This is a genomic window from Cryobacterium sp. TMT2-4, from assembly GCF_004402575.1.
GTDB lineage: Bacteria > Actinomycetota > Actinomycetes > Actinomycetales > Microbacteriaceae > Cryobacterium > Cryobacterium sandaracinum.
Genome location: NZ_SOGE01000044.1, coordinates 90132 through 110925 on the forward strand (window position 1 = coordinate 90132; position 20794 = coordinate 110925).

Annotated in this window: 19 protein-coding genes and 1 pseudogene; 10 read left to right on the forward strand and 10 right to left on the reverse strand. The window is 69.3% G+C overall.

Translation table 11 applies throughout. The features are described from left to right. Nucleotides 1–111 precede the first annotated feature (111 nt). From E3O54_RS16460 to E3O54_RS15635, 8 genes and pseudogenes are all read left to right on the forward strand, one after another. Entirely contained in the window at nucleotides 112–267 is a 156-nt protein-coding gene (locus E3O54_RS16460; protein ID WP_166805270.1) for a hypothetical protein, read from the forward strand. Nucleotides 268–590: 323 nt separating this feature from the next. Then, nucleotides 591–821 carry a hypothetical protein gene (locus E3O54_RS15605; protein WP_134342759.1) on the forward strand — a complete coding sequence of 77 codons (231 nt, stop codon included), beginning with the start codon at nucleotides 591–593 and terminating at the stop codon, nucleotides 819–821. Nucleotides 822–1289: 468 nt separating this feature from the next. Beyond that, nucleotides 1290–2703, forward strand: a pseudogene (locus E3O54_RS15610) (aspartate aminotransferase family protein). A 192-nt stretch (nucleotides 2704–2895) separates the two neighbouring features. Next, nucleotides 2896–4326, forward strand: a complete 1431-nt coding sequence (hemG, locus tag E3O54_RS15615) for a protoporphyrinogen oxidase (protein WP_134401984.1) — start codon at nucleotides 2896–2898, stop codon at nucleotides 4324–4326. Then, a complete protein-coding gene (locus E3O54_RS15620; RefSeq protein WP_134375225.1) occupies nucleotides 4323–5510 on the forward strand; it encodes a TIGR04053 family radical SAM/SPASM domain-containing protein in 1188 nt (395 codons plus the stop codon). Before hemG ends, E3O54_RS15620 begins: the two co-directional genes overlap by 4 nt. A gap of 22 nt (nucleotides 5511–5532) precedes the next feature. Next, the gene (locus E3O54_RS15625) at nucleotides 5533–6723 is read left to right on the forward strand and encodes a ferrochelatase (protein WP_241976932.1); all 1191 of its coding nucleotides are present in this window, start codon (nucleotides 5533–5535) and stop codon (nucleotides 6721–6723) included. 110 nt (nucleotides 6724–6833) lie between these two features. Beyond that, a complete protein-coding gene (locus E3O54_RS15630; protein WP_134342761.1) occupies nucleotides 6834–7481 on the forward strand; it encodes a hypothetical protein in 648 nt (215 codons plus the stop codon). Between the two features lie 73 nt (nucleotides 7482–7554). Continuing rightward, a complete protein-coding gene (locus E3O54_RS15635; protein ID WP_134401985.1) occupies nucleotides 7555–8004 on the forward strand; it encodes a DUF2269 family protein in 450 nt (149 codons plus the stop codon). 20 nt (nucleotides 8005–8024) lie between these two features. On the opposite strand, the gene E3O54_RS15640 is transcribed toward E3O54_RS15635, so the two are convergent. From E3O54_RS15640 to E3O54_RS15675, 8 genes are all read right to left on the reverse strand, one after another. After that, a complete protein-coding gene (locus E3O54_RS15640; RefSeq protein WP_233191368.1) occupies nucleotides 8025–9050 on the reverse strand; it encodes a hypothetical protein in 1026 nt (341 codons plus the stop codon). Between the two features lie 36 nt (nucleotides 9051–9086). Further along, on the reverse strand, nucleotides 9087–10316 hold the full coding sequence (locus tag E3O54_RS15645) for an aminotransferase class V-fold PLP-dependent enzyme (RefSeq protein WP_158250248.1): 1230 nt from the start codon (nucleotides 10314–10316) through the stop codon (nucleotides 9087–9089). Nucleotides 10317–10423: 107 nt separating this feature from the next. After that, nucleotides 10424–11386, reverse strand: a complete 963-nt coding sequence (locus tag E3O54_RS15650; RefSeq protein WP_134401987.1) for a F510_1955 family glycosylhydrolase — start codon at nucleotides 11384–11386, stop codon at nucleotides 10424–10426. A 3-nt stretch (nucleotides 11387–11389) separates the two neighbouring features. After that, the gene (locus E3O54_RS15655; RefSeq protein ID WP_134375215.1) at nucleotides 11390–11983 is read right to left on the reverse strand and encodes a DUF305 domain-containing protein; all 594 of its coding nucleotides are present in this window, start codon (nucleotides 11981–11983) and stop codon (nucleotides 11390–11392) included. Nucleotides 11984–12078: 95 nt separating this feature from the next. Further along, a complete protein-coding gene (locus E3O54_RS15660) occupies nucleotides 12079–12603 on the reverse strand; it encodes a hypothetical protein (protein WP_134570107.1) in 525 nt (174 codons plus the stop codon). A gap of 199 nt (nucleotides 12604–12802) precedes the next feature. After that, nucleotides 12803–13078 (reverse strand): hypothetical protein, encoded by a 276-nt coding sequence (locus tag E3O54_RS15665; protein ID WP_134375211.1) that lies wholly within the window; start codon nucleotides 13076–13078, stop codon nucleotides 12803–12805. A gap of 79 nt (nucleotides 13079–13157) precedes the next feature. Next, nucleotides 13158–13742, reverse strand: a complete 585-nt coding sequence (locus E3O54_RS15670) for a gluconokinase (RefSeq protein ID WP_104100588.1) — start codon at nucleotides 13740–13742, stop codon at nucleotides 13158–13160. Between the two features lies 1 nt (nucleotide 13743). Then, nucleotides 13744–15147, reverse strand: coding sequence for a GntP family permease (locus E3O54_RS15675; RefSeq protein WP_241976933.1), 1404 nt, complete (start codon nucleotides 15145–15147; stop codon nucleotides 13744–13746). A 211-nt stretch (nucleotides 15148–15358) separates the two neighbouring features. Here E3O54_RS15675 and E3O54_RS15680 point away from each other — a divergent pair, with 211 nt between their 5' ends. Then, complete coding sequence (locus tag E3O54_RS15680) at nucleotides 15359–16054, forward strand: FadR/GntR family transcriptional regulator (RefSeq protein WP_158250247.1); 696 nt, start codon at nucleotides 15359–15361, stop codon at nucleotides 16052–16054. A 43-nt stretch (nucleotides 16055–16097) separates the two neighbouring features. On the opposite strand, the gene E3O54_RS15685 is transcribed toward E3O54_RS15680, so the two are convergent. Both E3O54_RS15685 and E3O54_RS15690 read right to left on the reverse strand, forming a co-directional pair. Then, nucleotides 16098–17384 carry an ATP-binding protein gene (locus tag E3O54_RS15685; protein WP_104170965.1) on the reverse strand — a complete coding sequence of 429 codons (1287 nt, stop codon included), beginning with the start codon at nucleotides 17382–17384 and terminating at the stop codon, nucleotides 16098–16100. A gap of 58 nt (nucleotides 17385–17442) precedes the next feature. Continuing rightward, a complete protein-coding gene (locus E3O54_RS15690) occupies nucleotides 17443–20109 on the reverse strand; it encodes an excinuclease ABC subunit UvrA (RefSeq protein WP_166785320.1) in 2667 nt (888 codons plus the stop codon). A 370-nt stretch (nucleotides 20110–20479) separates the two neighbouring features. On the opposite strand from E3O54_RS15690, the gene E3O54_RS16465 reads away from it, so the two are divergent. Next, entirely contained in the window at nucleotides 20480–20647 is a 168-nt protein-coding gene (locus E3O54_RS16465) for a hypothetical protein (protein ID WP_166784790.1), read from the forward strand. Nucleotides 20648–20794: the final 147 nt, after the last annotated feature.

The following is a 20794-nucleotide window of genomic DNA, read 5'->3' on the forward strand; positions in this document are numbered from 1 at the left end:
AGCGGTGTGATCTGAGCCCGTGAGCGTTTCGACCGAGACGAAGGCTGCTTTCAAGACGACCGAATTCATCGCCTGAATGCTGATTCTCGTCGCGCGTTCATCGCTTCCGCCATGGTCGATAACGGGGACGACGGGCAGGGTTTCGGGGCCAGCTCCGCCTGTCTGTCCGCCACGCTCCTCACCATCGGTTACATGATTAGCCGCGGCCTGGCCAAATCGGGAAGCCGTGAGAACTGCGACCGCGACGAGCGCGACAACCGCCGCTAACTGACTCGGTGCACGGACCGGATCTGCCCTTGACGCGGCGTCCGTACAGGAGGCCCCCTACGCTTCGCGCAAGGGGCCTTCTGCTCCGTGCAGGGCGCTGGAGCGTCCCGAACAACACCCGCCGTGGCTTCGGGGCCAGGGATATCGCCGATGTCGGCGACGGTGTAGAAGAGGAGGCACGTCGTTTTCCCGTTCCGCAGCTGCCGGAAGTGGGCATCAAGGAAACTGTGGAAAAAAACGGGGACGCAGAGGCAACAGCGAAGGACTTCGATGCCATGATGGGCGACATCGACGTGGGACTCGGACAATAATCATGGGCGAATTTGTCTACGGAAATCCCTCTGTCATTGTCGAGTTCGATGATCGGGGTCTCGCAGCTCAAGATCGTCATCCTCGCCAAGGTGCGTCGAGGGGAGAGCTTCTCTTTCTCCTGGGAGTACACGGCGGCGGCTGGCAGCGGCCACAGCTCCATCTGGATCCACCCCACCATCCCGTTGCAGTTCAACTTTCAAGGCAGCAAAGAACCTCTCCTGAACCGGGCAAGGGTGGAGTAACTCGTCCGCATCTCGAACACACCCGCCGGTCTGCGCGTCACCCCAGAGCCGCCCCAATCGGGGGAAGTGCGACTCTGATTCTCAGAGCGGTCGCGAGAGCCGATCGGCCGTGATTTGTTCAAGGAAGTTCGCTGACCGCCACGAAAAAGCCCCGGCTTCACCGCGCCTGGGGGGAGGCGAGGAATCTGCCGGGGCCGATTCGTTTGGAGTGGGGGAACTCCATTGACCACGGTACGGCGGACGGGCTGAATTTCGGCTGGACGAGCCCCCATGTCGGAACAAAACCGTACGGTCGCCGCGGAACCGGGCATCGACCGCGTGTTCGCCGACGCAGGCCGACGGGGGCATCGCCGTCGGAGCCGGGACGGGGGTCGCGATCGCCTCCGATGGGTCATCCTCGCCAGCGACGACCCGCGCCCGGAAAACAGCGCTCTTTCGGTGGTCTCCCGGCGGGCATAAAATCTCGGCATGTCTGCTGACCCGGATGACTATCGTCAGGCCCTGGAGCGAGCGAAAGCCCATGCCCTGGACTGGCTCTCCTCCCTGCCCACCCGGCCCGTGGGGCCACGCGTCGACGCCGACACCCTCGCCGCGGGCTTCGCAGCGCCGCTGCCGCTGCAGCCGACGGACCCGGCGGAGGTGATCGACGAGCTGGCCCGGCTGGCCGAACCGGGGCTGATGGCGATGACGTCCGGCCGCTTTTTCGGCTGGGTGATCGGCGGCACGTTGCCGGCAGCCCTGGCAGCCGACTGGCTGGTCAGCGCGTGGGACCAGAACGCCGGCATGCGCTTCGCGACCCCGGCCACGGCCGCCGCCGAGGAGGCCGCCGGCGGCTGGATCCTCGATCTGCTGGGTCTGCCGGACGGCGCCGACGTGGGCTTCACCACCGGGGCTACCATGGCGAACTTCGTAGGTTTGGCGGCCGGACGCGATCATGTGCTCGGCGGCGCCGGCTGGGACGTCGCGATCGCCGGTCTGGCCGGGGCGCCCCGCGTCGCCGTCTACGTGGGCGATGAGCGCCACGCGGTGATTGACCTGGTTCTGCGCTACCTGGGACTCGGCGCCCCCATTGTCGTCCCGGCCGACGACCAGGGCCGCATGCTCCCCGAGGCCCTGGCGGCCGCGCTCAACCAGGGCACTGGCCCCGCGATCGTCTGCCTTCAGGCCGGCAATGTGCACTCCGGCGCCTTCGACCCGGTCGGTGAACTCACCGACCTCGCCCACCAGCATGGTGCCTGGGTGCACGTCGACGGCGCCTTCGGCCTCTGGGCCGCAGTGAGCCCGCGCTACCGCGAGCAGCTGGCAGGCCTCGACACCGCCGATTCCTGGGCCACCGACGCGCACAAGACACTCCAAGTGCCCTACGACTGTGGCATGGCCATCGTGGCCAGGCCCGCCGAGCTGCGGTCCACCTTCGGGGTGCACACGAGCTACCTGTTCGCCGACGAGACCGGTCCGGGTGACCCCTACGAAAAGGTGCCCGAGCTGTCGCGCCGAGCGCGGTGTTCCGGTCTGGGCGGCTCTGCGCTCCCTGGGCCGATCGGGCACCGTGATGCTGGTGGAGCGGCTGGCCGATCACGCCCGGGCCATCGCCGACGGACTGGGTCGCATCACCGGCGCCGAGGTGCTCAACGACGTGGTCTTCACCCAGGTCTGCGTCAGCTTCGGCGACGACGAGCGCACCCGACGGGTGACGGAAGAACTACTCAAGGAGGGAATCGCCTGGATGTCGGGTTCGTGTTGGCAGGACCGGGATGTGCTGCGGGTCTCCGTGAGCAACTGGTCGACGGATGCGGACGACGTCGCCGCATCCGTGGCCGCCGTCGAACGGGCCTGCGCGGCGGTCGCGCGCAACCGTCCGACGGAATATGAGAAGGCGTGAATACGGCCGTGGTCCGGGCTGATTCCAGGGCTGGCCCGGGCCCGGTCCGGGCGGCGATTCGTGCTCCGATCGGCGGCCGCCACCGACGGCCCGCGAGAGGCCGCTGGAAACGACGGTCGTAGGATCGAAGTAACAAGGATTGCCACAGGTTGCCGGTTGCCCCGGATTCACCGGCAACTGGAGGTATGTCGAATGCTCGCTCAACCACGGGTCGTCATCGTCGGCGGCGGAATCAGCGGATTGGCGACAGCACACTACCTGCACCGCCGGCTTGGCGACGGGGTGCGTCTCACTCTGGTTGAGGGTGGGGCGCGGTTGGGAGGCAAGATCTCCACTGAGCAATTCGGCGGGCACCTCGTTGACGTCGGACCTGACGCGCTGATGGTGCGGGCACCCGTGGTGGCAGCCCTCATCGAGGATCTCGGGGTCAGCGACCTCGTCGTGGCCCCCGCCGGGTCCGGCGCACGCATCTGGTCGCGCGGTAAGCTGCGACGGCTCCCGGCCGGCACCCTCTTCGGCATCCCCGATCGGCTGCTGCCCCTGATGAAATCCCGACTGCTGTCGCCGCTCGGTCTTGCCCGTGCTGCCCTGGACCTCGTGAAGGCGGCCCCGGCGGGATTGCCAGACGACCCCACAATCGCCGAAATCGTTCGCCCGAGGATGGGCGGGCAGGTGTTCGATCGCCTCGTCGATCCGCTGCTCGGAGGTGTGCATGCCGGCAGGGCCGACGAGCTCAGTGCTCGGAGCACCGCGCCTGACATCGACGCTCTCGCCCGCGGCAATCGCAGCCTCTACCTCGGACTGCGGCGCCGACGCCGGAATGCCCCACCCAAGCCCGCCGGAGCAGGAGGTGCGGTCCTCGTCACCCTCCGTGGGGGACTCGCCCGGTTGATCGACGCACTGGCCGTCCACGTCGTGGGCGACGATGTGCGCCTCGGTACGGCGGTCGTCTCCGTGTCGCGCGGCACCGCCGGCTATGAGGTGAAACTGAGCGATGGCACGGTGCTCGAGGCCGACGCGGTGGTGCTCGCCACTCCCGCGTTCGCTGCGGCGGACATGGTGCGCAAGGAAGCCCCCGACCTGGCCGCCGCGCTGGCGGGTATTCCCTACGTCGATGTTGCCACGATCTGCCTGGCCTATCCGCGCTCCGCCGTCGCCCACAACCTCGTCGGCACGGGCTTCCTGGTGCCGCCGGAGGAAGGCAAACTCATTGTCGGCTGCACCTGGTCCAGCGCCAAGTGGCCGCACCTCGCCGATGACACAACCATGATCATCCGCTGCATGGTGGGCAGGCGCCGCGACCAGCGCTGGATGGACCTCGATGAGGACACCCTGGTCAGCCAGGTGCACGCCGAACTCGTCGAGGCCATGGGTCTGACCGGGCGCCCGACCGAGCAGCACATCGAGCGCTGGCTGCAGGCGATGCCGCAGTACATCGTCGGCCATCAGGGCCGGCTCGCCGCCGCGGAGGAGGCTCTGGGTCGGCTGCCGGGGCTCTACCTGACCGGTTCCGCCTACCGGGGGGTCGGGCTGGCCAGCTGCGTGGCCGATGCCGAGCGCACCGCCGACAAGCTCGCGCAGCTTCTGACCGATGCGCGTCCCGCGAGCGAGGTGCCCGCATGAGCGGGCTCAGCATCCCCCTCGGCGAGACCGCCGTGTTGCCGACCCTGCCGACCGCCCGCCGTGGAAAGGGCCCGGACTACGCGCAGCGCCCGATGCTGGTGTTCTGGGAAACCACCCGCGCCTGCCCGCTTGCCTGCAAACACTGCCGGGCCAGCGCCACGATGCAAGCCCTACCGGGCGAGCTGACCACGGCAGCGGGCAAAGACCTGATTGACCAGGTGGCCGGATTCGGCCGGCCGTACCCGATCCTGGTGCTCACCGGCGGCGACTGCCTGATGCGCCCTGACCTGTTCGAACTCGTCGACTACGCCACCGGCCTTGGACTGCCGACGGCGCTGTCCCCGTCGGTCACGCCGAGTCTCACTCCGCAGATGATCGAACGGATCGTGGCGAGCGGGGTCAAGGCGGTGTCGATCAGCCTTGACGGCGCCGTCGCCGCGACCCATGAGGGCGTGCGCGGGATCCCGGGCCACTTCGACGACACCATGGCGGCGATCCGGGCTCTCGCCACGGCGGGGTTGACCGTCCAGGTCAACACGACCGTCATGCGCGCCAATGTCGACGAGCTCGCAGATGTCGCGGCCCTGATCAAGAACGCCGGCGCCGCTATCTGGGAGGTCTTCTTCCTCGTCCAGGTCGGCCGCGGCGTCTCGACCGAGGCCGTCAGCCCAGCGGAGCACGAAGACATCTGCCACTTCCTCTTCGACGCCTCCCAGCACGGCTTCATCGTGCGCACGGTCGAGGCACCCTTTTTCCGGCGAATCGTCGCCCGCCGACGCGCCGGTGACCCTGCACCGATGAGCGCACCGTACAACACCCTGTCCGCGAGGCTGGAAGCCCTGATGGGGCCGCCCGCGGGCCTGCCACGGGCGCAGACCGCGTCGACCCGCGACGGCAAGGGCATCGTCTTCGTGGCCTACGACGGCGAGGTCTACCCGGCCGGGTTCCTGCCGCTCGGCCTCGGGAACGTGTGCACGACCCCGCTGGCCGAGATCTATCGGGACAACCCGCTACTCAAACAGATCCGGGCCACGGAGTTCACCGGCCGCTGCGGCAGCTGTGAGTACGCGGACCTGTGCGGGGGCTCCCGAGCCCGCGCGTTCGCGTCGAGCGGCGATCCGCTGGGGGAAGACCCGGCCTGCCCGTTCCAGCCCGGCGCGGCCGGCGCCCACGTCGGTGCCTGAGTCCCAGCCAGTGGATGGCCTCGTGCCCGCGCCTTCCGCGGAGCCAGCCGGGTACGACGCCGTGGTCCTCCTCGGCTTCGGAGGCCCCGAGGGCCAGGACGACGTCATCCCGTTCCTACGGAACGTCACCCGGGGCCGCGGAGTTCCGGAGGCACGCCTCGAAACCGTGGCCGCCCACTACCGCTCCTCGGGTGGTGTGAGCCCGGTCAACGCCCAAAACCGGGCGCTCCGTGACGCGCTCCAAACCGAACTGGCCGCCCGAGACACCTTCGTGCCGGTGTACTGGGGGAACCGCAATTGGGCTCCGTACCTGCGAGACGCCGTGACGGCGGCCGTCGACGCCGGCCACACCCGATTGCTCGCGCTCACGACGAGCGCGTACAGCTCCTACTCGAGCTGCCGGCAGTACCGGGAAGACCTGGCCGAGGCGCGGTGCGCCACCGGGCTCGGCGACGCCGTGCGCATCGACGCGGTTCGCCCCTACTTCGACCATCCCGGCTTCGTCGCCCCGTTCGTGCTCGGCGTCTGCTCCGCCCTCGCCGACTTCGCGCGGCAGGGCCTGGCCCCGGACGACGTTCACGTGCTCTTCACAACCCACTCCATCCCGATGGCGGATGCCGAGCAGAGTGGCCCACGCGAGCGATCCTTCGGTGCCGGCGGGGCCTACGAGGCGCAGCACCGGTCCGTCGCGGAGGTGGTGATGGCCGCCGTTTTAGCGGCGGCGGACGACGACACAGTGGCCGACGCCACCCCGGCCTGGTCTCTGGCATTCCAGTCGCGGTCGGGTCCGCCCGAAATGCCTTGGCTCGAACCTGACGTCAACGACGTCATCGTCGTGCTCGCCGCGGCCGGCACGCGGGCCGTCGTCGTGGTGCCGATCGGATTCATCTCCGACCACATGGAGGTCTCCTGGGACCTCGACACGGAGGCGGCGGCCACTGCCGCCGCGCACGACCTGGGGTTTACCCGGGTGTCGACCCCCGGCCTGCACCCGGCGTTCGTGGCGGGGCTCGTCGACCTGTTGCTTGAGCGACTGACGCCGGCAACGACCCCGGAACGCTGCGCGCTCACCGCGCTCGGACCATGGACGGATGCGTGCCCGGTGGGATGCTGCGAAAAGGGGCCGGCCCGGAGGCCGGGGACGGAACCCTCATCCCCAGCAGGAAATCCCGCGGCCCAGGGAGGTCCTTCATCGGGGGAGGCGCACCGCTGACGCCCGCGCAACTGGCCGAGCGGATGGCCGCCATCCGCGGGTGACCCCGGCCTCCCACCGATTGGGTACGCTCGGCGATAGGGCTCAAGAAGGCTAACGAAGGACCAACCGTGACCCACCCGTATCCGTTGTATGTGGCCATCCGGGCGCAGTGCTTCTGCTGCCAGTCGCTGCAGCCGTTCACGTTCACCTCGGCGACCGACCAGGTGGTCTGCGCATCCTGCCTGCACCACCTGGGGGCGGAAAAGGCCACCCGCCGGGACGCGGAGCACATCAAGCTGTGGGTCGGGCAATACGCCGACCAGCAGGAGAACCACCGGCAGTTCGCCGAGAAGTCGGCGGGGGCGGATGCCGAGCAGCAGGCGGTGATCGACGGGCTCACGGCCCAGGTGGTGGAGCTGCGCGGCGTCGTGGCCGGCGAGTCCGACCGCACGAAGAGCGCCGGGGTGCGCGCGCTCCTCGAGAGTGACCTGGTGCGGCGCGCCGAGCGGAAGACCGAGCTCGCGCACCGTCAGCTCGACTGGGCTATGGCCGTGCTCTGGCGGATCGGGCAGCTGCACCACGCCGTGGAGGGCATGCCGCTGGCCTGCGTCTGCGGGCGCGCCGCCGCGGCTTGCGCGGAAGGTCGGGCGATCGATCCGCAGCGGCAGGCCGTGCTCGACTGGGAGCGGAAGAACCTCGTGCTGCTGCGCGCCGGCTCCCGGCACGCCCTGCCCGACGACCACCCCGAGGTGCGGGCCTCGAGACGACAGCCGTGAGAGGTGCGGGCCGCCAACCCCTCAAACGTGTCGGTGCACCGGCGAGCGGACGGCGGGGGCCTACGCTGGAAAAATGGAACCCCTCAACACCCTGCACATTGTCTCCGGCGTCTTCATCGTCGGGCCCATGGCCATCCTCCCCATGACCGCCATGCGCTCCATGCGTGCAGGGGAAGCCGGCCAGGTGGCCTCACTGGCGAAGTCCACCAATCTCTTCACTCTGCTGTCGCTGCTGGTGGTGTTCCTCGGTTTCGGCGCGGCGGGCTTCAGGGACAACGCCTCCCTTGCGTCGACCTGGATCTGGCTGTCGATCGTGCTCTACGCGGTGGCCCTCGTACTCAGCCTGTTCCTGGTGGTTCCGGCCATGAAGTCGGTCTCGGAGCTCCTCGCCGAGCAGTCCGCCGGCGGTACCCGGGTCGCCGGCGCCAAGGTCGCCGGTTACTCGCGCGTGGCCATGGGCTCGGGCATCGTCTCGCTGCTCCTGGTGGTCGTGGTCGTGCTGATGGTGGTCAAGCCGGTCTAGCCGTTCACAGTCTCGCCGGGCTAGTCCAGGTCGCCCACCGAGACCAGGCCGTCGTGACGGCGGCCATCGAAGATGATCGTCGGGATCTTCACGGTGTGGATGCTCTCCTCGACCAGCCGTGTGTTCGCGGCGATGATGTCCGCGACCTCGTCGGAGGCGGCGACGGATGCCACGTCGGCGACCTGTTCCTGGCTCAGGCCGAATTCGGCCGACCAGTCCTGCAGCAGCGCGGTGGCGACAGCCGGCTCGGCGCCGTTGATCACGCTCTGCCAGGAAACGCCCTTGTCATCGACTTCCGTGTAGATCCGGCGCAGGATCTCCCAGTCGACCGGCGTGGCGGCGTCGGCGAGAGGGTTCAGCCGCAGCGCCTCGAGGTACTGGGTGACGAGCAGCGAGTTCTGGAACTTGTAGCCGTCGGCGGCGGCGATCGGGTAGGCGATGTAGGTGAGGTTCATCCGGTCGTCGAACCCGGCCTCCTCGATGTTGTTGAACAGCTGCAGGCAGTAGGTGCAGCCGGGGTCGATGACCTCGAGCGCGGTTTCCTTCTTCGCGTCGTAGACGCCCAGGTAGCTGGCGTTGGCGGGCAGGTATTCCTCGGCCTCCCAGTTCTGCATGCGGGAGGGGATCGCCGAGAACGTCTCGCCGAGGCTGGCGAAGTCGTTGCCGAAGGCGCCGATCACGTCGCCGGAGAGCAGGGACTCGCCGAAGGTGGGCGTCTGGTCGGGGATCGAGCAGGCCTCGGCGCCCAGGCTGCAGGATGCGGAATCCTGCTTGTTGCAGGTGCCGTAGACGTACAGGTTCACACCGCTCTTGACGACGACGTATGCGCTCCAGACGGTGGTGAGCACCACGAGCAGCGCGACCACCTCGAGGGCGACGGATGCCGGGCCGACGAGCTTCGGACGGCGCACCGCCAGCGGCGCGAGCAGGTGGTCCTTGATGTCCTGCTTGAAGGTGGTGTCGCAGGGGCGGAACGTGACACGGCGGAGGGTGCAGTTCCACGCCCTGCCTAGGTAGCGGCGGTATCGTGCCGACACGGCCCCCATGAGAACGAGAACGATGAATGCGGCAATGCAGAACACTTAGGAGAGGCCTTTCATCAGGCGCGCGAGGGCCTGTGCGGCCTGATCGACATCGGCCGTGGTTGAGTGCAGTCCGAGCGAGAAGCGCAGCAGCGGCGGCAGCCCGAGCTGGTCTTTCAGGTAGTGGTGGGCGCAGAAGTAGCCGCTGCGCACCATGATGTGGGACTGGGAGAGGAACACGGCGAGCCGGTGCGAATCCTGTTTCGGGGCGTAGGCGCTGATCACCGGGCTGGCCGCGGTGTTGACCAGAGTGAGGCCGGGGATGTCGCCGAGACCCTCGAAGAGACGCTGCGAGAGACCCTGAAGGTGCTCGGCCGCGGGCCGGCCGCCAGGGCGCACCTGTCCCAGCCACTCGATCGCACGGCGCAGGGCGATGATCTCGCCCCAGGCCTGCAGCCCGGGTTCGAGCAGGGCGCCCGGGTCGTTGGCGAGAAGGTCGTAGGAGTCTTCGCGGACGTCCGCCACCATGCCGCCGCCCACGAAGGTGAGCTCGAGGGAACTGAGCAGCTCGTGGGTGGCGACGACCACGCCGAGGCTGGCGCCGTACATCTTGTGGGCGGAGAAGCAGAGCGCGTCGGCCTCGGTTTTGGCCAGCAGGGTGCGTTCGTGCGCCATGGCCTGGGCGGCGTCGAGAATGACGATGCCGCCGCGGGCGTGGGTGTCGCGCACCAGGTCGGTGAGGTTGGTAAGCAGACGCCCGTCGATGTTGGAGGCCACGTTGACGACCACGATCGCGCGTTCGAGCTGGGCCGGCCGGTAGACCAGGGCGCCGTCGGGGGCGCGGTCGAGCACCAGGCGGGGCACCCCCAGTCGGGTCGCCGCCGTCATGGTGGGCAGGAAGACCGAATTGTGCTCGATGTGGCTCGTGACCATCTGCCCGAACCGGCCCTGCGGCAGCTGATGCAGCAGCAGGTTCAGCCCGAAGGTCGTGTTGAGGGTGAAGGAGACCGCGTGACCCCGGCCGGAGAGGCCGAGCAGCTCGAGCACGGCCCGGCGGGCGTCCTGCACCTCCCGGTCGACGCGGGTGCCCCAGGCGTATTTCACGCGCCCGCCGCAGGCGTTGTACTCCGTGTAGTACTCGGTCAGGGCGTCGAGGACCGGCTGCGGCCGGAGGCTCTGACAGGCGGAGTCGAGGTAGACCGCGCCGGGTTCGAGGTAAGCGAAATCGGCGAGACGGCCGGTTTCGACCGCAACCGGTGGCGTGCGCCGGAACAACCCAGTGTGCTTCATGTCCTTCAATTCTTTCGGGCTCATTCTAGGCGAGCAGCGGGTTCTGCCCGGCGCGGCTGGGAACCGGCTGGGAGCGTGGTGGTCATAGCTTCATCCGTCGCACCGGGCTAGGCCTGGGCCGCAACGAGCACGGTCCAGGTGAGACCGAAGTCGTCGCTCGCGACGACCCCGCGTCGGTCGGCGGCGAGGAGCCAGGGCACGCTCCCGCCGACGAAGCCGAAGGCCTCCGGGCTGCCGTCGGTCTGTCCTCCGCGGGTCCAGGTTCCGCTTCCGGCCTCCTCGTGCCAGAGCACGCCCTCCGGGTCGATGCCGACGACACCGCCGCCGGCCGCGGCATCCTGAACGTCGATCAGGTACAGCATCGGTGCGCCGGGGACCAGCGCGAACGTGCGCCCGGCATCCTTGCTCACGGCGAGGCCGTTCTCGGTGGTCGCGAAGACCCGGTTGGGGGTCGCCGGGTCGGCGGCGAGGTCGCGCAGCGCCACCGCGGCTCCGGGCGACCAGGTGGCCCCATCGTCGTCGCTGATGCTGACCCTGCCGGCGGCGGCGTCGTAGCCGTAGACGCGCAAGGCTCCCGGCGGCAGGGTCACCGCGTCGAGGTCGTGGAAGTCGGTCTTGCCGGCGAGAGAGACGTTCGACCACGTGGCTGCCGCATCCACGCTGCTGATCAGTCCCACGTTGGGGCCCACCAACGTGGACTCGTCGGAGCCCGGATGCCCGGAGGCCAGCAGCAGGCCCGGCGCTGCCACCGTGAAGCCCATGGCGTCGAAGGCCGGGCCATCGCTCAGGGTGGGCTGGGTGAGCCCGGCCTCCGGCGCGCCGGCCAGGTAGCTGTCGGGCAGCAGGTCGGTCGGGACCTGCCACACGCCCTGGTGCGTGCCGGCGTAGGTCTTGCCGGTGGACGGGTCGGCGCCGAGGCCGTGAATGTGTTCAAAAGCCGCCGTGGTGGGGGCGGACGTGCCGGTTGGCGGAGCAGCCGGAGTGGGCGCGCAACCGGCCAGCGCGGCCGCGAGGCCGACGGTGATCAGGGCGGCGCCGCCGAGGCGGAGGGTTCTGCTGGACGTCGTCATGGGTCAGTACGCGGCGAGGAGGTCGGTCATGACGGCGATTTCGGCGGATTGCGACGCGACGATGGTGGCCGAGAGGGTCTGGGCGTCGGCGTTGCTGCCCTCGTCGATGTGCGTCTGCGCCATGGCGATTGCGCCCTCGTGGTGCGCGATCATCAGCTTGAGGAACACCCGGTCGGCGTCTGCGCCCGAGGCGTTGCCGAGCGTCATCATGTCGGCCTCGCTCATCATGCCGTCGGTGCCGTGGTTCATGTCGGACATGCCGCCCGTTTCGGCGCCCCACTCGCCCAGCCAATCGGTCAGCTGGGTGATCTCGGGCTCCTGCGCGGCCTTGATCTTGGTCGCCAGGGCGACGACGCGCGGGTCGGTGCCGTGCTTGGCGAGGAAGTCGTCGCTCATCGCGACGGCCTGCTCGTGGTGGGGGATCATCATCTGGGCGAAGTCGACATCCGCGGCGTTGGCGTTGGCGGACGCGGTGGCGGTGGGTCCGTCGGCGGCCGGGGCGTCGGCGGCCGGGGTCGGGTCGCCGCAGGCGGTAAGGGTGAGCGCCGTGGTGAGCGCGGCGGCGGCGATCAGCGAGGTGCGGATGGTGCGGAGCATTGGTGTTCCATTCGTTGACAAAAGGTTGAGAAACCGGGGGCCGGGGTGCGGCCGGGCCGCGCAGGCCGGTGGGGTGCGCTGGCGAGGGTTTCGGCCTAAATGCGGCTGATGGAGAGCAGGGTGAGGCGGGGCCGATGCAGGTGCAGCGGAATCTCCCAAAAGGAGCCGACGATGAAGCTGCCGGCCTCGAGCAGGCGACGGCAGGCCGACGGGCGCCGTGCCAGCAGAATCAGGCCGACCAGCACAAGCAGCAGGGAACACGTCATCGAGAGGGTGGCCAGACCGGACATCGCGTGGGTGTCGGCGCTGCCGAGTGCGCCGGCGGAGAGGGCGACCACGGTCGCGGTCGCGGGCGCGATGCGCTCGAGCAGCGGGCCGGTGAGGGATGCGGGGAGGGATGCAGCGAGGGATGCAGCGAGAGGCGCGGCGGATGATGCGGTGTGCCCGGCCGCGGAGTGTGCGTCGGCGGTCATCGCAGTGGTCATGGTTGTTGACGCTGTTGTTGATGAGGGAGCGGGAGCGGTCGGGGCCGAGGACAGGCCGCCCGGTCCGTGCGCCGGCCCGTGTCCGGTTCCGGCCGTGTGCGCCGCGAGCAGGCAGAGCAGCAGCGCGGCCATCATGAGCAGGGCGGAGTGGAAGACCCGGCGTCCACCACGGAGCGAGATCGCAGCGCGTGTGTGCAGCTTGCCGCCTCCGTCCGAACTGTGGTCTGGGCTTCCGTCGGCCTGTCGCTCACCGTGGATGCCCCCTCAGGGTATACCGGGCGGATCGGCGTCAGCTGGGAGCAGCCTCGGTCCGGGGCGACACCCGGGCCGGGGCTCACCCCCAGTCGAGCGCGAGCACCCACGACCCGTCGGTGTCGCGGCGCAGGTCGTAGCGGTGTTGTTCCTCGTCGCCGCGCGAGGCATCGAGGCGCCAGAGCTCGGTGTCGATGCGGGACGGCACGCCGCCGGCATTCTCCCACCAGCGGGTGCGGGTGAAGATCGCCTGCGGCTGGCCGATGACGGTGTGTTCGAACCGGTTCCAGATGAACGCCCGCGGGTCGCCGTCGATGGACAGCTCCACGTCGACGACTGCGTCAATGATCTGAGGCATGCGTGGCTCCCTTGATTTTCTCGAACATCTATTCGATTCTGTGAGTGTAGTTCATGCCGCCGACACTCGCCAGACCCGATCAGGAAATTGCTCGCGACCCCGGCACCGAGGACTTGCCCGGTTCTCGCGCGCCCAGGCTCGACGAGCCGGACCGGGGCGTGAGCCCGAGCCGCCGCACGATCTCGGCGGCCTCCTCGGCCGGAGCGCGGCCGGCGTCGATGGAGATCGCGCGCTCGTCGGCGTCAGGCGCCTCGAGTGTGGCCACCTGCGAATCGAGCAGGGAGGTCGGCATGTAGTGGTCGAGGCGCGTCGCAAGCCGGCGCCCGATCAGGTCCGTCGACCCGGTCAGGTGCACAAAGATCACGTTGTGCTCGCGCAGCACGTCGCGGTAACGGCGCTTGAGCGCCGAGCAGGTGATGATTCCCGGCGCCCCCGCCATGGTGTGCTCGATGATCCACGAGGAGACCGTGTCGAGCCAGGGCGCGCGGTCCTCGTCGTTCAAAGGCCGACCGGCAGACATCTTGTCGATGTTCGCCTGGGGATGCAGGTCGTCGCCCTCCTCGAGATCCCAGCCCAGCTGGCCGGCGAGGAGCCCCGCCACGGTGGACTTGCCGGATCCGGAGATGCCCATGATCACGAGCACGGGCTGCTGAGTCTCGAACATGCTAGATCACGATATTCAGCAGGAGGACGCCGGCAAGGCCGACCACGGAGATCAGACATTCCATCACGGTCCAGGTCTTCAGAGTCTGCCCGACGGTCGTGCCGAGATACTCCTTGACGAGCCAGAACCCGGCATCGTTGACGTGGGAGAGGAAGAGCGAACCGGCGCCGATGGCGAGAACCATCAGCGAGACATCCGTGCTGCCCAGGCTGGCCGCGACGGGGGCGAGGATGCCGGCGGCCGTCACGGTGGCGACGGTGGCCGACCCGGTAGCGACGCGGATCAGGGCGGCGACGAACCACGCCAGCACGAGCACCGAGACGCTGCTGCCGGCCACGGCGTCGGCGATGACGGTGCCGATGCCGGTGTCGATGAGCACCTGCTTGAACCCGCCGCCCGCACCCACGATGAGCAGGATGCCCGCGATCGGCGGGAGGGAGTCGGAGAGGGACCTGGCGACCCCGGCGCGGTCCATGCCGCCACCGCGACCGAAGACGATCATCGCGTAGATCACAGCGATGCCGAGGGCGATCATCGGCGTGCCGAGGAAGTCGAGCGTGGCGTTGAGAGGCGAGGTGGATCCCGGGTCGATCGCGTCGGCGATCGATCGGGCGAGCATCAGCACGACGGGGAGCAGGATGCCCGAGATGGTGATCAGGAAGCTCGGGCGCCGAATGTTCTCGCCCAGACCCTGATCCTCGTTGGTGAGGAACAGGGCCGGCACGGGCACGGAGACCCAGCGGCTCGCGAACCGGCTGAAGATCGGGCCGGCGATGATGACGGTCGGAATGGCGATGAGCACGCCGATCGCGAGAGTGAGCCCGAGGTTCGCATCGAGAGTGGTCACGGCCACGAGTGGACCGGGGTGCGGCGGCACCAGGCCGTGCATGACGGACAGGCCGGCGAGGGCCGGGATGGCGATGCGGATGAGCGAGAGCCCGCTGCGGCGGGCCACCAGGATGATCACCGGGATGAGCAGCACGAGGCCGACTTCGAAGAACATCGGCAGGCCGATCAGCCCGCCGATCAGGGCCATCGTCCACGGCAGGGTGCGGGCGCTCGAGCGCGTCACCAGCGAGTCGACGATGCGGTCGGCTCCGCCGGAGTCGGCCAGCAGCTTGCCGAACATGGCGCCGAAGCCGACCAGGATGCCGACGCCGGCCATGGTGGCGCCGAAGCCGGCGCTGAAGCTCGTGACGGCGGCGGCGGGAGCGAGGCCGGCCCCGACGCCGACGCCCACGGCGCCGATCGAGAGGGCGAGGAACGGATGCACCTTGAGCCAGGTGATGAGCAGGATGATCACCGCGACGCCGACGAGGGCGGCGAGGATGAGCTGGAGGTCGCTGCCGGCCGGTTCAATCGGAACCACCGGAGCCGCGTAGGGAAGAATCATCTGAATTTCCATTCCGAGGCTGCTTCACTGCGACCTCATCGTCCAATAATCTGATTAATCAGATATTTGAGTGTGGCACACGAATCGCGACTCCGGGACCAACGCCGGTACGATCACGATGGGCGACGTCGCGACGACGCGCGCGGCCAGTCCGCAGGGAGAAGCTGAGATGAACCGTGGGGCGGGCGCAGGAGTGTGGCGTGAGCGAGGGCTTCATGCGCGGGTGGTGAACTCGCTGGGCCAACAGATCGTCGACGGCGGATATCTGACCGGCGACATCCTGAACCTGGACGTGATCAGCGAGGAATTCGCGGTTTCTCGCTCCGTGCTGCGCGAGGCACTGCGGGTGCTGCAGTCGCTGGGTATGGTCGAGCCGCGGCAGCGGGTGGGCACCCAGGTGCTGCCCCGCACCTCCTGGGACCTGATGCACCCGCAGATCATCTACTGGCGCGGACGCGGCACCGACTATCTCACCCAGATGCGCGAGATGCTCGAACTGCGCCTCGGCATCGAGCCTGTGGCCGCCCGACTGAGCGCGCGCCTGATGACCGCCGAGCAGCTGGACGCGGTGCGGGCGGCAGCCGAGGGCATGGTCGCGGCTGACCTTGCCGGCGACGGTCGCGGGTTCCTCGAGGCCGACATCGAGTTCCACTCCCTGATCCTGATCGCCTCCGGCAACAGCGTGATGGGGCACTTCGCCGGCACGGTCGCGGCGCTCCTCCGCACGCGCGAGGAGGAGAAGCGCTTCACCATCACCGAGTACACGCCGCCGTCGGCCCACCGGCACAACCAGCTGGCCGAGGCGCTGTTCGCGCGCGACGAGGATGCCGCGTACCGCTGGTCGTATGCCACGATCGAAGCCACCCTGACCGAGTTCATCCAGGAATCGGGCCGCGCCGAACGGGGCCTCGGGGCCTGAGGTTGCCGGCCTGGCGCGGTGTCCGTTGCCCGGCACCTCGTGCTCAGAGCCGGGCGAGCCGCTCGATGTCCTCCAGGAATTCGCTGGCGACCTGGGCCGACACGGTCGTGCGGGTCGACCGGATCGCGACCAGGTAGTCCTCGGTGCCCGGGCCGCCGGGCGTCGACTCGTCCTCCCCCTCGAACAGTGCGCGTTCCAGCGCCTGCTGAGAGGCGCGCCGGGCGGCGTACTCGATGTCGGCTGGTGAGAACCCGTCGCTTGCGGTGACGAGCGCGCTCAGGTCGACCGTGCTTTTCCTGCCCTCGGGGATGTAGCGCTCCCAGATGGCCTGGCGGGCGGCGACATCCGGAAGCCCGATCGGGATGACGTAGTCGAAGCGTCCGTGCCGGAGAAAGGCGGAATCGAGGGCGCGGATGAAGTTCGTGGCGCAGACCAGGAGCCGGCCGGGCTGCTCGCGGAAGGCGGGAATGATCTTCAGCAGCTCATTGGTGACGCCCTGCAGCGCCGAGGGTGGCTCGCCGCCGCGTTGCGCCGCGATCTCCTCGACCTCGTCGATGAACACGACCGCGTGCTCCAGCTCGGAGATCTTCAGGAAGGTCTCCCGAAGCGCACCGGCAAGGCCCTTGGGGTCAGCCGCGAGCCGCGAGGGGAAGACCTCGACAAAGGGCCATTCCAGCCGCGACGCGATGGCCTTTGCGAAGGTGGTCTTGCCCGTTCCGGGAGGCCCGAAGAGCACGACCGCCTTCGGTGGCACGACGCCGTACTGTTCGGCCATGTCGGGTTTGGCCAGCGGCATGACGAGCCTTCGTTCGAGCAGCTCCTTTTCGGTTCGCATGCCGCCGACGCCCTCCCAGAGATCGCGCGGCAGGATGCGCCCGCCCAGTTCGCTGAGCGATCGCAGCTCCTCGCGCTGCACCGGGATGTGGCGCTCGAAGTAGCGCAGGTGCTGCTTGACCTCGAAGCCCCGCTTCACGAAGGCGTCGACGCGCGTGGCCGATTCGGGCATCAGCGCGGACAGCTTGGTCAACGCGTGCCGGGACATCTTCTTCTCGAGGGCGGCCAGCAGGGCCGTGCCGATGCCGCGGCCCTGGTAGCGCTGCGCGGTGGCGAGGAAGACGACCCAGCCCTGGGCGTGGGCGGCGCGGCCCACGGCGGCCCCGACGACCTCGTCGCCGGCAAGGGCGACCACGGCGTCATCCTTCTGGCAGGAGGCCAGCACCTCGGACAGGCCGTAGACGGGCTCCGTCTTGGCGGCCGTGATCTCTTCCCAGAGGCGAAGGATACCGTCGAGGTCGTCCGAGTGAAAGTCGCGGATCCGCCAACCAGTCATGAGTGCTCCTTCGCGCCGACACGTACGCTTCCCAATCTATGGCACTTGCGTCGCCGAACTAGCGATCAGCCAAGCGGCGGGCAAGGTAAGGCGCGGTGCGGCTGTGCGGGTGCCGCGCGACGGCATCCGGGGTTCCGGTCGCCACGATCTGGCCGCCCGCATCTCCGCCGGCCGGTCCCAGGTCGATCACCCAGTCGGCGGCGGCCACCACATCGAGGTTGTGCTCGACGACGATCACCGTATTGCCGGCGTCGACGAGGCGGCCCAGCTGGGCCAGGAGAAGGCGGACATCCGCGGGGTGCAGTCCGGTGGTCGGCTCGTCGAGGAGGTACATCGTGTGGCCGCGGCGGGCGCGCTGCAGTTCGGTGGCGAGCTTGATGCGTTGGGCCTCGCCGCCGGAGAGCTCGGTGGCCGGCTGGCCGAGACGCAGGTAGCCGAGCCCGACCTCCCGCAGGGTGGCGAGGCTGCGGGCAGCGGCCGGCACGTCGGCGAGGAAGCCGGCGGCCTCCTCGACGCTCAGGCCGAGCACGTCGGCGATGGACTTGCCCTGATAGGTCACCTGAAGGGTCTCCGGGTTGTAGCGCGAGCCAAGGCAGGTCGGGCAGGGCGTGTAGCTGCCGGGCAAGAAGAGCAGCCCGACGCTCACCGAGCCCTCTCCAAGACAGGTCTCGCAGCGGCCGCCGGGCACGTTGAAGGAAAACCGCCCGGCGCCGTAGCCGCGCTTCCGGGCCTCGTCCGTGGCCGCGAAGGTCGCGCGCACCGCGTCGAAGAGCCCGGTGTAGGTGGCCAGGTTGGAGCGCGGAGTGCGCCCGATCGGCTTCTGGTCCACGCGCACCAGGCGGTCCACGGCCTCCAGGCCGGTGATCCGGTCGACCCGCGCCCGCGGCTCGGGGTCGCCGCGTTCGCCGTCGTCGCCGTCGTTGCCGTCGTCGTCGATGGCGCCTGCGGCTGCCGTCGGATCAGAGGCGACGGCGACGTCGGACTCCGGATGCAGCGCGAGCCGCACGGCATCCGCCAGAACCTGGCTGACCAGGGTGGATTTGCCCGAACCGGACACGCCGGTCACCGCGGTCAGCACACCGAGCGGGAAGCCGGCGTCGACGCCTCGGAGGTTGTGCCGGGTGACACCGTGCAGGCCCAGCCAGCGTTCTGGTGTGCGCAGCGCCGCGGGCTGGGGCGCGTCGGGCTGGAGCGTGGCTGGCGCGGCCGGCTCCGGCGCGGCCGGGAACAGGAACTGCCGGGTAACCGACTCCGACACATCGGCCAAACCTGCGATGGGTCCGCTGTAGAGCACGACGCCGCCGCCGGCCCCGGCCAGCGGGCCCACGTCGACGACCCAGTCGGCGCGGCGCACGATGTCCATGTTGTGCTCGACGACGAAGACCGAGTTGCCGGATGCCTTCAGCTGCTCCAGCACGAGCAGCAGCGGTTCGGCGTCGGCCGGGTGCAGCCCGGCCGACGGTTCGTCGAGCACGTAGATCACGCCGAACAGGCCCGAGCGCAGCTGGGTGGCGATGCGCAGGCGCTGCATCTCGCCGGGGGAGAGGGTGGGCGTCGCGCGCCCGAGGCTCAGGTAGCCGAGGCCCAGTTCGAGCAGCACCTCGATGCGGGCGAGCAGGTCCCGGGTGAGGGTCACGGCGGCCTCCGTGGGCTCCGCGGAGTGCGGCCTCGCGGTGTGCGGCTCCGCGGAACCAGGCGCGGCGGTGCGCTCGGCACCGCCCGCCCGGAGCGTCGGGCGAAGCAGCTCGGCGAGCCCGGTCAGCGGCAGCAGGTTGAGCTGGGCGATCGACCGGCCGGCCACCGTGACCGCCAGGGCCGCGGGCGTGAGACCGCTGCCGTCGCACAGCGGACACGGGCCGGATTCGACGAAACGCAGCGCGCGCTCCCGCTGACTCTGGCTCTTGGAGTCGGCCAGGGTGTGCAGCACGTAGCTCTTCGCGCTCCAGAATCGGCCCTGGTACGGCTTGGCGATGCGGTCGCGCTGCGGGGTGACCTCCACCACGGGCTGTTCCTCAGTGAACAGGATCCAGTCCCGCGCAGAGCGCGGCAGGTCCTGCCAGGCGGTGTCCACGTCGTAGCCAAGGGTGATCAGGATGTCCCGCAGGTTCTTGCCCTGCCAGGCGCCCGGCCAGGCCGCGATGGCGCCGTCACGGATGCTCAGGGCAGGGTCGGGCACGAGGGTTGCCTCGGTCACGGTGTGCGCCGTGCCGAGGCCGTGGCACTGCGGGCAGGCGCCGGCCACGGTGTTGGGGGAGAAGGAGTCGGACTCGAGGCGTGGGGCAGCCGCCGGGTACATGCCGGCCCGGGAATACAGCATGCGCAGCGAGTTGGACAGGGTGGTCAGGGTGCCCACGCTCGAGCGGGAGCTGGGCGCGCCTCGGCGCTGCTGCAGGGCCACGGCCGGCGGCAGCCCCATGATTTCGTCAACCTGCGGGGTGTGGCCCTGCTGGATCAGCCGACGCGCGTAGGGCGCGACGGACTCCAGAAACCGGCGCTGGGCCTCCGCGAAGATGGTGCCGAACGCCAGCGACGACTTTCCGGAGCCGGAGACCCCGGTGAAGGCGACGATGGCGTCCCGGGGAACGTCGACATCAACGTTCCGGAGGTTGTTCTCCCGAGCCCCGCGCACCTGCACGTAGCCCGCGAATGGCGCGTTCCCTAGTGCGGTCGACGGAGCGTTCCGGGTCGAGGCGGCGGTGTCGGCGTCAGGGCGAGGCGGTTGCATCCGCCGACTCTAGCCCGAACGTCTGGGCGGATGCCGGGCTAGAGACAGTGGACCTGAGAGGCGACGCGGTATACTGGTGAATTGCGATCCCGTCCGCTGATGGTGGTGGGCCGGTCTTCATCTCGATGCTCAACCGTGACAGATCCCGATGTTCTACCGTGACAATCTCGATCGCTCTTCTATTGAACCAGGCTCAGCGGCGTGCCGTTCAAACCACGTTTGAGACTGAGAGAACCATTGGCTGATACATCCGGATCCACCGCTACCCACTACGTTTCCCTGCTGCGTTGGGCGTCCCTGAAGAGAGCGTTCCTGTCCCGCCAGTCCCCGCCGAGCGCCGCCCCAATCGGCGAGCGTCGCTGAGTACCCCATGGCCGACCGCACCACTCCCACCGGTTCCGACCAGCAGGTACCTGCCAACCAGGTCTCGATGCCCCGCTGGGCCGAACTCAAGCGCGCTTACGTCGCGCGGCTCTCGAAGAGCGAGCGCGCCGCACTGGCCGCAGCCGCCGAGCATGCGAACGACCCCCCGGAGTGACCCGTCGGTTCCCCTGAGCCGGTGTAGAACCAATTCGACGGAGATTTTGGCTCTCCTGCTGCTTCTGTGGGTTAAACCCGGCCGGGGAGCACTGGTTTGTGGCCGCCGAGGCTGAGCATGGCGAGGGCGATGAGGGCGTCGGGTGAT